The organism is Streptomyces viridochromogenes (genome assembly GCF_001270495.1).
GTDB lineage: Bacteria > Actinomycetota > Actinomycetes > Streptomycetales > Streptomycetaceae > Streptomyces > Streptomyces viridochromogenes_A.
This window is the reverse complement of sequence record NZ_LGUR01000023.1, coordinates 1-12,479: the sequence shown is the minus strand read 5'-3', so window position 1 is coordinate 12,479 and position 12,479 is coordinate 1. Positions and strand designations below refer to the sequence as shown.

At 72.4% G+C, this 12,479-nt stretch carries 8 protein-coding genes; 1 reads left to right on the top strand and 7 read right to left on the bottom strand.

The features are described from left to right. A partial coding sequence (locus ADK36_RS04970; protein ID WP_234329674.1) for a DUF6350 family protein occupies nucleotides 1-677 on the bottom strand: 677 nt, incomplete at its 3' end. 96 nt (nucleotides 678-773) lie between these two features. Here ADK36_RS04970 and ADK36_RS04965 point away from each other — a divergent pair. Then, on the top strand, nucleotides 774-1,985 hold the full coding sequence (locus ADK36_RS04965; RefSeq protein ID WP_053196503.1) for a sigma factor-like helix-turn-helix DNA-binding protein: 1,212 nt from the start codon (nucleotides 774-776) through the stop codon (nucleotides 1,983-1,985). 68 nt (nucleotides 1,986-2,053) lie between these two features. On the opposite strand, the gene sucD is transcribed toward ADK36_RS04965, so the two are convergent. The 6 genes from sucD to ADK36_RS04935 all read right to left on the bottom strand — a co-directional run bounded on the left by sucD (nucleotide 2,054) and on the right by ADK36_RS04935 (nucleotide 12,351). Further along, complete coding sequence (gene sucD, locus ADK36_RS04960) at nucleotides 2,054-2,938, bottom strand: succinate--CoA ligase subunit alpha (RefSeq protein ID WP_048587332.1); 885 nt, start codon at nucleotides 2,936-2,938, stop codon at nucleotides 2,054-2,056. Between the two features lie 27 nt (nucleotides 2,939-2,965). Beyond that, a complete protein-coding gene (gene sucC, locus ADK36_RS04955; protein ID WP_048587331.1) occupies nucleotides 2,966-4,144 on the bottom strand; it encodes an ADP-forming succinate--CoA ligase subunit beta in 1,179 nt (392 codons plus the stop codon). Nucleotides 4,145-4,757: 613 nt separating this feature from the next. Beyond that, entirely contained in the window at nucleotides 4,758-6,803 is a 2,046-nt protein-coding gene (locus tag ADK36_RS49400) for a hypothetical protein (protein ID WP_053196502.1), read from the bottom strand. A gap of 207 nt (nucleotides 6,804-7,010) precedes the next feature. Beyond that, entirely contained in the window at nucleotides 7,011-7,808 is a 798-nt protein-coding gene (locus ADK36_RS04945) for a hypothetical protein (protein ID WP_053196500.1), read from the bottom strand. 543 nt (nucleotides 7,809-8,351) lie between these two features. After that, entirely contained in the window at nucleotides 8,352-9,464 is a 1,113-nt protein-coding gene (locus tag ADK36_RS04940; protein WP_048587328.1) for a VWA domain-containing protein, read from the bottom strand. Between the two features lie 247 nt (nucleotides 9,465-9,711). Next, nucleotides 9,712-12,351 (bottom strand): DUF5682 family protein, encoded by a 2,640-nt coding sequence (locus tag ADK36_RS04935; RefSeq protein ID WP_053196498.1) that lies wholly within the window; start codon nucleotides 12,349-12,351, stop codon nucleotides 9,712-9,714. Nucleotides 12,352-12,479 lie beyond the last annotated feature (128 nt).

Below are 12,479 nucleotides of genomic sequence, written 5' to 3'. Positions count from 1 at the left end.
CCCGCCCCCGCCGCCCGGGCGGCCGCCGCGAGCCGGGCGGGCGACTCGGCCCCGGGCGCCGGTCGGCGCCCCCGCATCGGCATCGCGCCCAGCAGCCCGTCCGCCGCCTCCGGCCGCAGCTCGCACGCCGTCCACACGCCGACGCCTGCCGCCCCCATCACGACCAGGGGTACGCACACCGCGGTCCAGAACCACTCCGGCCGCAGTTCACCCCCGGTCGCGTACACCGCCGCGCCCGCCCCGACCCCGAGGTACCCGAGGACGACTCCGGTCCACGCCGTCGGCCCCGACACCAGGGGCGCCCCGTCACCGCCGTCCGCCGCCGCGTCCCGCGCCGCCCGGTGCACCAGCCACACCGGCAGCATGAGCAGCAGCAACGGCGTGACCCCGACCGGCGCGGGGACGCCGGAGAGGGTGTCGGCGCGGACCAGTTCGGCGCCGTGCGCCAACAACCACAGCACGGCGGCGACCTGGAGCGCTCCTCCCGGCCCGCTGTCCGGGTAGGGCGAACTGATCCACAGCACGATCACCAGCACGGCGAGCGCACCGAGCCCCAACCCCGCCGCCACCGCGCCGTTCAGCAGGCTGGCGCCCAGCCCGGGCGTTCGATAGCGGATCCGAGTGAGCAGGGACGACAGGGGCGTTCGGCGGGCGGTCATCTCGATCACGTCCGCCATGGTCCCAACGACACGCGCTTTCCCGTCGTAACAGGCGAACCTCCGATGTGTCGCCCAATATATGTTTATGTACCTTTTCCACCGAAGGGGCGTACTGTGACGCAGAGCCCTGCAAGCCCGCTTCCGTCGCCCCAGGAGCGCCGACGCCTGCGCGAGGCCTGTTCATTGACGCAGGCTCAGGTCGCGGTACGGGTGGGCGTCAGCAGCGAGACGGTACGCGCGTGGGAGAGCGGCCGTACGACTCCGCGCGGCGGGAGGAGGGAGGCGTACGCGCGACTGCTCACGTTGCTCGCGGAGCGGGAGCAGGAGCGGGAGCAGGAGCGGGCGGGGGATCAGGAAGCCGTAGCGAAGCCCGAGGTGACGGGGCATCAGGGTGGCGCCGCCAGGAACACCCGGCCCGCCGGACCGGCAGCCGTCACCCCCGAACATCCGGCGGCCCTCGCCACCGAGGATCCGGCAGCCATCCGCGCCGAGGAGCCGCCGCCGGCCCCCGGCCCCCGGCCCGAGCTCCCCCTCACCCCCGCCCAGGCCTTCGACGCGCTCTACGCCTTCTGCGCCCCCGCCCTCGTACGGCAGACCTATCTGCTCACCGGGCGCCGCGAACTCGCCCGCGAATCGGTCGAGCGGGCCTTCCAACTCGCCTGGCAGCGTTGGCCCGAGGTGGCCCGCGACCGGGATCCGGCGGGCTGGGTGCGGGCGACGGCATACGACTTCGCCCTCTCCCCCTGGCACCGGCTCCGCCCCCGCTACCGGCATCCCGAACCCCCGCCCTCCGACGCGTCCGACCGCGCCCTGCTGGACGTACTCCTCAAACTCCCGCCGCCCCAGCGCCGCACACTGCTTCTCTACGACGGGGTGGGCCTCGACCTGCCCGAGACGGCGGCGGAGACGGAGGCGACCACACCTGCGGCGGCGAACCGCCTCCTGCACGCCCGCGCCGCGATCGCCGACCGCCTCCCGGGTCTGTCCGACCCCGCCGAACTCCACCACCGCCTGGCCGAACTGGCCGTCACGGAGCGCCTGCGCGCGGCCAAGCCGACGATGGTGCGCGACGGCAGCGAACGCCGGGCCCGGTTCTGGACCCGGGCGGCGATCGCGTTCACGGTCGCCCTCATCGGCACGACGGCGCTCACGCTGCGGACGGCTCCGACCCAGTACGAGCCACCGGTGCCGCCGGGGGCGACGGTGCGGGGAGTGCCGCCCAGGGTGGCGCCGGGGCCCCTGTCGGACAAAGAGCTGAAGCTGAGGGCGAAGCTGCGCGGGGAGCTGCAGAACGGCCCGGAACGGCTGGCGCCGCACGTGGAGTGAACGCCGGTGGGCCCGCCCCCACCCCGGGGAACGGGCCCACCAACGTCAGCCGAGTGGCGTGACTACCTTCAGCCGCCCAGGATCTCGCGGGCGAGCTTCGCGGTCTCCGTCGGCGTCTTGCCGACCTTGACACCCGCGGCCTCCAGGGCCTCCTTCTTCGCCTGGGCGGTGCCGGACGAACCGGAGACGATGGCGCCGGCGTGGCCCATGGTCTTGCCCTCGGGCGCGGTGAAGCCCGCGACGTAGCCGACGACCGGCTTGGTCACGTTCTTCGCGATGAAGTCCGCGGCCCGCTCCTCGGCGTCGCCACCGATCTCGCCGATCATGACGATCAGGTCGGTCTCGGGGTCGGCCTCGAACGCGGCGAGCGCGTCGATGTGCGTGGTGCCGATGATCGGGTCGCCACCGATGCCGACGGCGGTCGAGAAGCCGATGTCACGCAGCTCGTACATCATCTGGTACGTCAGCGTGCCGGACTTCGAGACCAGGCCGATACGGCCCGGCTTGGTGATGTCGCCCGGGATGATGCCGACGTTCGACTGACCCGGGGTGATGATGCCGGGGCAGTTCGGGCCGATGATCCGGGTCTTGTTGCCCTTCTTGCCCGCGTACGCCCAGAAGTTCGCGGAGTCGTGCACCGCGATGCCCTCGGTGATCACGACGGCCAGCGCGATCTCGGCGTCGATGGCCTCGATGACCGCGTCCTTGGTGAACTTCTCCGGCACGAAGATGACGGAGACGTTGGCGCCGGTCTTCTCGATGGCCTCGGCGACCGTCCCGAAGACGGGTACCTCGGTGCCGTCGAAGTCCACGGTCTGACCCGCCTTGCGCGGGTTCACGCCGCCCACGACGTTGGTGCCGTCACCGAGCATGAGCTTGGTGTGCTTCATGCCGGTGGCGCCCGTCATGCCCTGGACGATGACCTTGCTGTCCTTGTTGAGCCAGATAGCCATGGTGTGTTGTGTCCTCGTCCTGAGTGCTTACTTGGCGGCGTGAGCCAGTTCGGCGGCCTTGTCGGCCGCGCCGTCCATGGTGTCGACGCGCTGGACCAGCGGGTGGTTGGCGTCGGTGAGGATCTGCCGGCCGAGCTCGGCGTTGTTGCCGTCGAGGCGGACGACGAGCGGCTTGGTGACCTCTTCGCCACGGTCCTCAAGGAGCTTCAGGGCCTGGACGATGCCGTTGGCGACCTCGTCACAGGCGGTGATGCCACCGAAGACGTTGACGAAGACGGACTTGACGTCCGGGTCGCCGAGGATGATCTCCAGACCGTTGGCCATGACCTGGGCGGAGGCGCCACCGCCGATGTCCAGGAAGTTGGCCGGCTTGACGTTGCCGTGGTTCTCACCGGCGTACGCGACGACGTCCAGGGTGCTCATGACGAGACCCGCGCCGTTGCCGATGATGCCGACCTCACCGTCGAGCTTGACGTAGTTGAGGTTCTTCTCCTTGGCGGCGGCCTCGAGCGGGTTGGCCGCGGCCTTGTCGTGCAGCTCGTCCCAGTCGTGACGGAACTCGGCGTTGTCGTCGAGCGACACCTTGCCGTCCAGGGCGATGACGTCACCGGAGGCGACCTTCGCGAGCGGGTTGACCTCGACGAGGAGGGCGTCCGACTTGATGAAGGTGTCCCACAGCGTGACGAGGACGTTCACGACCTTGTCCGCGACCTCGGCCGGGAACTTGGCGGCCTCGACGATCTCGCGGGCCTTGGCCTCGTCCACGCCGTCGATGGCGTCGATCGCGATCTTGGCGACGGCCTCCGGGCGGGTGGCCGCCACCTCCTCGATCTCCATGCCGCCCTCGACGGACGCGATGGAGAGGAAGGTGCGGTTGGCACGGTCGAGGAGGAAGGAGACGTAGTACTCCTCCAGGATCTCCGGGGCCGTCTCGGCGATCATCACCTTGTGGACCGTGTGGCCCTTGATGTCCATGCCGAGGATGTCCGTCGCGCGGGCGACGGCCTCGTCCGCGTTCGCGGCGAGCTTGACGCCACCGGCCTTGCCACGGCCGCCGACCTTCACCTGGGCCTTGACGACGGACTTGCCACCGAGACGCTCAGTGGCTGCGCGGGCCGCCTCAGGCGTGTCGATGACTTCACCGGCCAGCACCGGTACATCGTGCTTGGCGAAGAGGTCCCTCGCCTGGTACTCGAACAGGTCCACGCGCTTCCGTCCCTATCAGTGATCTCGCGGTTCGTTGGATGCGTGGGCGTGCCGCGAAGGGCAACGTGACGTCCGCTGTCACAAGGGAGGCGCACACGGTGTCCGAGCGCGCGGCATGTCCGTCTCGCAGGTTATCGCTGGTTGCGGAGGGCCCCTAAATCGAGGGTCACACCTGAGCGGTGATACCTGTCACATGATGCCGCGATCAGCAAAGATCTCTGGCACGGCGTGCCGACTGTGAGGAAACGGGAACCTGCCGGGCACACACCGGGGAAGGACCCCACCGGGTTGGGGTTGACCCGGTGGGGTCCCTTGAACAGCCCGAAGGGGCACGAATGGGCCGCCCCTGTGGGCTCCGGCCGGGGTGCTCCCCACCCCAATGGGGATCACCCCGGCCCGTCCGCGGTGCTCCGGTCGGACCAGCCGACGGTTTTCGGCCGTCCGGGTCCGTCTGCCCCGCGGAGTCGGTCGGTCGCCCCGGGAGCGCGGTGCGCAGAAGCGCAAAGCGCAGAAGCGCAGAAGCGCAGAAGCACGGTGGTCGCGCTCGCCGGGGCGGGGGGGTGCGTCGTACGGGGCTCCGCCGGGGGCGTCGTACGACGTCGGGGGTGGTGCGTCAGATGCGGTACGCGCCCCCGTTGTCATAGAGGTCCTGCGCGTAGTCCGGCGTGACGGACCAGGCGACCTGCTGCATGCCGCTGACGGCGTTGCCGGCCAGCGGGCCGGTCGAGTCCTCGACGGTCCAGGTCAGGTCCTCGGCGAAGGGCACGGCATGGCCGGCGACCCGGTGCGCGAAGGGGTCGACCTCGCCGACCACGCCGTACGCCAGGGTCGTGGCGCTGCCGCCGACGCCCTGCACGACCGGCCGGACCGTGTCCACGACAGGCTGTACGGCGCCGGTGACGCCTTCGGCGAAGGGTGCGGCCTGCCCGGCCACCCCGTACACGAGCGGGTCCACCTCGCCGACGACCCCGCCCGCGAACGGCTGGACATCGCCGGCCACGCCGTACGCCAGCGCACCGGAGTCCGCGACGGCCTGCCCCGCAACCGGCACGACGCCGTGCACGGCGGTGCCGGCGACCGGCGGCAGGACGGTACCGGTGCCATCTCCGGCGACGTGACCGACCAGACCGGTGGCGTACGGGGGTACGTCCGTGGCGACGCCGTGCACGACCGACTGCACGTCTGCGACGGCGCCGAAGGCGATGGGCTGTACGTCGGCCACCGCGCCGGAGGCGATGGGCCGGACGTCGGAGACGGTGCCGTGGGCGAGGTGCTGGGCGTCACCGACCGCCCCGTGGGCCACCGGCTGCACGCCCTGGACGACCCCGCCGACGACCGGCTGGACGCCCGCGACTGCCTGGCCGACCACCGGCTGGACGTCGGCGACCACGCCGTACGCCAGTGCGGTGGCGGCATCGACCGTGTGCCCGGCGGTCCGGGCGACCCCGGTCACCGCACCCCCGGCGACCGGGACGACGCCGTCCACCGCCTGACCGACGACCGGCCGCACGCCGGTCACCGCACCTCCGGCGACCGACTGGACGCTGTCGACCGCGCTCACGGCGACCGGGGTCACCCCGGCAGCCGCGTGGCCGGCGGTGGGAACGACCCCGGCGACGGCATGTCCGGCGGCGGGGGCGACGCCCTCGACGGCGTGCCCCGCGACGGGCCCGACGCCGTTGACGGCCTGGGTGGCGATCGGCGGCACGACCGCGTCGGCGGTCTGCTCGACGACCGGGGTGACCGTGCCGGGAACCGTGCTGACCGTGCCGACGACGCGCTGCTCGACGCCGCCGACGGTGCCGGTGACATGCCCCGGGACCGCGGAGACGGAGGCCCCGGCGGCCGCCTTGACGGCGGTGGCCTTGGCGGTGGCGGTGGACCCGGCGGTCGTCGCCGCGCCCGCGGCCCTGTCGTCGGCGTAAGCGACGGTGGCCTGCCCGGCGGACCGTACGCCCGCCGCGGTACGGCTCGCGCCCGCGACGGCGTACTGCCCCTTCGTCCGTACGACGCCCTCGACGCCCTGCGCCTGGGAACGAGCCGCCGCCTGCGTGCCCTGCAACCTCGTCTGGGTGGCCGCGAGCGCCTGCTCCAGCTCGGGGGCGAAGGCGGCCAGGGGGCCGAAGAGGTAGTCGACGGTGCCGGGGAGCTGCGGGGCGTCGGCGTCGGCCTGGGCTGCGGCCTGCGCCGCCGCCTTGTCCACGCGGGCGGCCTTGGCGCCCTGGATGGCATGGGCGGCGCCCTTCACCTTGGCGGAGCCGGAGACGGTGGAGGTGCCGAAGGTGGTGGAGGTGGTGGCCTGGGTGGCGGAGGGGACCGTGACCTTGGCGTCGACGTAGCGACGGGCCTGGTCGGCGGTGTCGGTGGCCGTGCTGGTAGCCGTGTCGGTGACCGTGCTGCCGGCGCCGTCGGTGACGCCGGAGACGCCGGAGACGGTGTCGGTCACGTCGGAGACGACGCCGTTGACGGTTCCGGTGACCCCGCCGAGCAGACCGGGGGCGTCGGCGCTGTCGGCAGCGTCAGCCGCGTCGGTGGTCGCGTCCGGGACGGAGAGGGTGGAGGCGGACAGCTCGTCCGCGCTGGCGGCGGCCGAACCGAGCGCCCAGGCGCCGGTGACGCCGGCGGCTATGACGATCGAACGGCGGATGTTCTTGTTCATACGTGCGTCGGATCCCTAGATCTTGGGCTCCGAAGGCCCCCGGAGGATCGCAGAGGCGAAGAGCTCCGGGACTTCGGACGGTTGAGGAGGCTTCCGTCCGGGGGATGTCGGGGGACATCCGGGAATTCGGGGGTGTCCGGACGGACGGGCAGACCTGTTTCCGCCCCCGCGCGGCAGGTCTACGGCGGGGAACGTCGGCCTACGGGCCTAAGCGGGGGAAACCGGAATGTCCCGGTGCCTGTCCTGGATCTCGTCCGCCTCGACGCGGGCGGCGGCGCCGGGCACCAGCCGCAGCGGCGCCCTCGGATTCAGCGAGACGGCGTGCGCGTCCCCGTACCTCGGCGTGCTGTTGTCGCCCGCCGAACGGTTGCCCTGCACACCACCCGGGTGCTCGACCGGCGCCTGCTGAACGGGGGCGTAGCCCGACGGCGCGCCGCTGTGCACGCCACGAGGTGCCGGGGCATGGGACGCGGTGACGTCGGTGCCGACGACGAACCGCGGGCCGTACGCGACGTCCGCGTCCGCTTCCTTACCCGTACGCCCCTCGTCATCCCGTGCGGCACCCGGCTCGGGTGCCTCGAACCCCGGCTGCGGAGTCCAGGTGACGGGCGCCGGCAACGTCTGCCCGGGCACGGCGGGCAGCTCGGGAAAGGCGGGAAGGTCAGTGCCGGGAAAGCCTGGGAACTCCGGGAACGTGGGGGAGCCGGGGAACGTGGGGAAGTCGGGGAATTCTGGGCGTCCCGTCCCCGGCCAGCTCGGCCACGTCGGCGTCTGGGCCGCGGGGAGTTCCCCGGTCACCGACTCGATCACGTCTCCGACCGGCTGGACCACATGCTGGACCACGTGCGTGCCGACCGCCTGAGTGACGTGTTCGATCACAGGGCGCAGGACCTGGCCCTGGATCTGGCTCTGGTCCTCGCCGTCCCGCGGAGCCGTCGGCTCGTTGGGCACGGTCGACCCGCCACGCACATCGGGCTCGGCCGGAACGCCGCCCAGCCGCCGCATCGCACCTTCCCTCGACGACCGCAGATCGGCGGCGGAGGGCCCGGAGGACGGTGACGACGCGGAGGACGCTGACGGTGCGAAGGACGTAGGCGCCGACGCCAACGCGGTGTTCACCGAAACCTCGGCCGCTGACACCCGGGCTGCCGACACGCCATCCGCGGCAGACGCCTGCCCTCCGCAGAGGAACCCGATCGCGAACAGACCGCCCAGCAGCAGCACCAGTTGCAGTGCACGCCGCCCAGCCGCAATACGCAGAACGCGCAGAGCGGCACCGGGCGACGTGGCTGGCCAGGTCAAGACGGGGCAGGTCCTCCCGTGCGGCGGAACTAAGAAGAGGTACACGTGACGAGCGACGAGTCAGCTGGCCGCGGTACGGATATGCGGCGCACGGCACGCCACTGACAAGGCGCGTCGATCCTCGCACGCCCCTCCCACGGTCGCGCAAGCCCCCCGCTACCGATGGGCACTCATGTCCGTTTTGCTGGCCGAAGTCGGTAGTCACCGGGTCGACAAATCACCGGTAATTCCTCGCCCTTCACCTCCTCACACCGCGTCCGGTACCGGAATGGGCCGCTTCTCGATGGCCGCCGCCATCACCTCCGGGAACAGGTCGGGCGTACAGGCGAAGGCCGGTGCGCCCAGCGCGGCGAGCGCGGCCGCGTGGTCCCGGTCGTACGCGGGCGCCCCTTCGTCCGACAGCGCCAGCAACGCCACGAACTGCACCCCCGACGCCTTCATCGCGGCGACCCGCTTGAGCATCTCGTTCCGTATTCCTCCCTCATAGAGGTCACTGATCAGCACGACGACCGTCTCCGAAGGGCGGGTGATCTGCGACTGGCAGTACGCGAGCGCCCGGTTGATGTCCGTGCCGCCGCCGAGCTGGGTGCCGAAGAGCACGTCGACCGGGTCCTCCAGCTGGTCGGTGAGGTCGACGACGGAGGTGTCGAAGACGACGAGCCGCGTGTTGATGGACCGCATGGACGCCAGCACCGCCCCGAACACCGACGCGTACACCACGGACGCCGCCATCGACCCCGACTGGTCGATGCAGAGGACGACTTCCTTCTTCACGGACTGCGACGCCCGCCCGTACCCGATGAGCCGCTCGGGCACGATCGTCCGGTACTCCGGGAGGTAGTGCTTGAGGTTGGCCGCGATCGTGCGGTTCCAGTCGATGTCGTGGTGGCGTGGCCGGCTGATGCGGGCGCTGCGGTCGAGGGCGCCGGTGAGGGTGGCCCGGGTACGGGTGGCGAGCCGCTTCTCAAGGTCCTCGACGACCTTGCGGACGACGGCCCGTGCCGTTTCCTTCGTGGTCTCCGGCATCGCCCTGTTGAGCGAGAGCAACGTGCCGACGAGATGCACGTCCGCCTCCACGGCCTCCAGCATCTCCGGCTCCAGCAGCAGCGTGGACAGCCCGAGCCGGTCGATGGCGTCCCGCTGCATGACCTGGACGACGGACGACGGGAAGTACGTCCGAATGTCCCCGAGCCACCGCGCCACGGAGGGCGCCGACGCACCGAGCCCCGCCGAACGGTCCTTCCCCGACCGTTCCTTGTCCCCCTTGCCGTAGAGAGCGGAGAGCGCCCCGTCCATCGCGGCGTCCCGCCCGGACAGCGCACACCCGGTGCCGTCGGCGCTGTCCCCGCCCAGCACCATCCGCCACCGCCGTAGCCGCTCCTGGGCCGGATCCGGATCCCTCGTCTGTGCGCGGCGGTAGCCGGTCGTCTCCGCGCCCCGGTCGGGGGTAGTCATCGGCACACTCCCTCGCGAGGCCGCTCCCACAGCGGGATCACCGGCACGGTCGTGGTCGTGGGCCGGCTCTGCGCCGTGAACCCGTGGTGCGGTTGCCCGACCGCGCCTACCACTCCGGCCCGCTCCCCCGGCTCCATCACTGTGTCAGTCGTCATCCCGTCGCCCCCACAAGGTCGTTCTCACCGATGCCTCTCCGGCCGTTCTCGGTGTCCTCGTCCACCCGGTCCAGCCCCAGCAGCAAGCGCACCACCGGCAACACCACATCCGCCCGCGCGGCGTCGAGCTCGGCGGCGAATCCGGGTATGCCGGATCCGGCACCCGCCGTACCGCTCCGCTTCCCCGGTCCGCGCCGGACCAGCTCGCCCAAGGTCCGCCGCACCCCGGGCTCATACGCCGAGAAGGTCCGCCTCAGCAGGGGCAGCACGTCGGTGAACGCCTCCGCCGACACCCCCGTAAGCCACGCGTCGACCAACCCGAGCAGCCGCTCGTCGTGCACAAGCAGCATCCCGCCGCCGGAACCACCACCGACGAACCCCTCGATCCACGCGGCCGCGTCCGCGTGCGGCGTCCCCGACGACAGAGCGAGACCCATCAACCGCGCCGCCTCGTCCTGCCCCAACTCCCCGTCGTCCAACAGCAGTCGTACGGCTCGTCCCCTGATGACGCCGGGCACGGTGTCCCGCACGGACAGCACCCGGAGCACCGTGTGCCAGCGGGCGCGGAGGTCGCCGTGCCCGAGGGCGGGCGGCTTGCCCGGGGTACGGCGGTCGGCCGGGGCACCCTCGCCCTGGGTGCCGTGTCCCACGGCGGCGGCCTGGCCGTGGGCACCCTGAGCTGATGCGGAACCCTCGGCGCCCTGCGACGGACCTGAAGCGGAACCCTCGCCCCGCGCGCCCCGCACCGAGGCCACCGCATCGCCCAGCAGCCCCACCGCTCCGTGCACCGCGTTCACATGGCGCCGCATCTCCTCGGCCGCGTCCGTGTCCAGCGCGGCGCAGGCCGGGGGCAGGCCGACGAAGATGCGCTCGGCGAGCCCCGCGGCGACCTCCGTGAGCGCTCCGGTGTCCGTGCCGCGCACATCGCCGTACCGCAGGGAGCGGACCAGCGCGGGCAGGGCCTGGGCCAGATGGCCGACGTCGGCGTCGAGGGCGGCCCGGTCGGCGAGAACCCGCATCACCGTGGGCAGCGCGTCCGGCAGTTCGGCCAGCAGGCAGCGCTCGGCCAGCGCGGTGACGTCGGCGAGGTTCTGCGCGGCGACGGCGTCCGCCTCCGCCTTGGCCGTCGCCGCGCCGAACACGGTGGTCCCCCACACCCCGGCCTCGGCGACCCGCACGGACAGCTCCGGCTCCCACCGCAGCCGCCATGTCTCCCGGAACGTCCCCGTACTGCCCCGCGACGCGACCGGCTCGCCCCACTCGACGCCCAGCAGCCGCAGCCGGTGCAACAGCCTGCTGCGCTCGGCGTCGTTCTCCTTGCGCAGGTCGAGTTCCAACTCCCGCTCCAGCGCCTCCGGTTTGAGTCGCAGCCGACGCTGGATCCGGTCGAGATCCCGCTGCAGGGGCACCGCCGGCGCCGACCGCGGCACCTCCCCCAGCACGTCGCCCACGACCAGCCGGTCCTGCACCAGGGCCAACGGCACGTCCGAGCCCTCGCACATCACCGCCCGCACCGCGTCGGTGGTCTCACCTAGCCCCGGCAACGGGCGCCCGCGCATCGCCGCGAGTGTCTCTGCCAGCCGCACCGCCTCGATGACATGCGCCGACGACACGAGCCGGTCCTCGTCCCGCAGCAGCCCGGCCACCTTGGTCATCCACCGCTCGACCGGCCGATCCCGCGCGCCGAAGAGGTGCCCGTACCAGCCCGGTGAGTCGATCCCCGCCCCATACCCGCTGGCCCGGGCGAGCCGACGGTAGGTCCACGGCACCCAGGTCATGTCGGCCTTGACCTTGGGCAGCCCCTTCAGCAGTGCCTTGTCGGCGGCCACGGTGGTCTTCTGCCGCAGAGCGGGCACATGCCACGCCCCGCACACCACGGCCACTTCGTCCCCGAACTCCCGCTGTGCGGCTCGCACTTGGAGTCGCATATACGCCTCCCGCACGAGATCCCTCTCATGTCCCCCGCTCCCGTATGCCTCCCGCAGCGCCCCCATGGCCTCCTCAAGCCCGAGAAACGGCGCGAACGCGTCCCCGTCCCCCATTCCTCGGTGCTCGACGGCGTCCTCCCACCACCGCTCGGGATCGTCGTAACCGGCGACCTCGGCGAGAACGGCGAGGGGATCGACCCGGACGTCAGCGGCCGCGGCGCCGTCCGAGGGGTCGGCGCCCGTGGCTGGGGCGGGGCTGGGGGCTGGGCCGGAGCCTTTCCCGTCGGCCCGCTCACCCTCGGGCTCGCCGGCTTCCGTCCCGGCCGGCGCCAGCTCCGTGTCCTTGCCCCACGCCAGGGTGTGCGTGGCCGGCAGGTCGATGAAGCGGGCCGGGACCTGGTGCTCCAGGGCCCAGCGGATCGCGACCCACTCCGGGGAGAACTCGGCCAGCGGCCAGAAGGCCGAGCGACCGGGCTCGTCCACGGCGTGTGCGAGGAGGGCGACCGGCGGCCGCATGGCCTCGTCGGAGGCGAGCGGGATCAGTTCATCGGCCTCGGGCGGCCCTTCGATCAGCACGGTGCGCGGCCGGGCCACTTCCAGCGCCGCCCGAACGGCCCGCGCCGACCCAGGACCGTGATGCCGCACACCGAGCAGCAGCGGCCCACCGCGGCTGTGGCCCCCACTCCCGAACCTGTCCACGCCAGTCACACCGTCCCCCCTCGATCCCCAGCTGTCCGGCCCCGATTCCCGGCCGTTCGACCCCAATTCCCGACCGTTCGACCTCGACCCCTGACCGTCCAGCCCCGGCCCCCGACCGTCCAGCCCCGGCCGTCGAC

Excerpts from the sequence above, each read along its gene's own strand:
- ADK36_RS49400 (WP_053196502.1), bottom strand. The coding sequence starts at position 6,803 with ATGAACAAGAACATCCGCCGTTCGATCGTCATAGCCGCCGGCGTCACC.
- ADK36_RS04940 (WP_048587328.1), bottom strand. The coding sequence starts at position 9,464 with ATGGTGCTGGGCGGGGACAGCGCCGACGGCACCGGGTGTGCGCTGTCC.
- ADK36_RS04945 (WP_053196500.1), bottom strand. The coding sequence starts at position 7,808 with ATGCGGCGGCTGGGCGGCGTTCCGGCCGAGCCCGATGTGCGTGGCGGG.
- sucD (WP_048587332.1), bottom strand. The coding sequence starts at position 2,938 with ATGGCTATCTGGCTCAACAAGGACAGCAAGGTCATCGTCCAGGGCATG.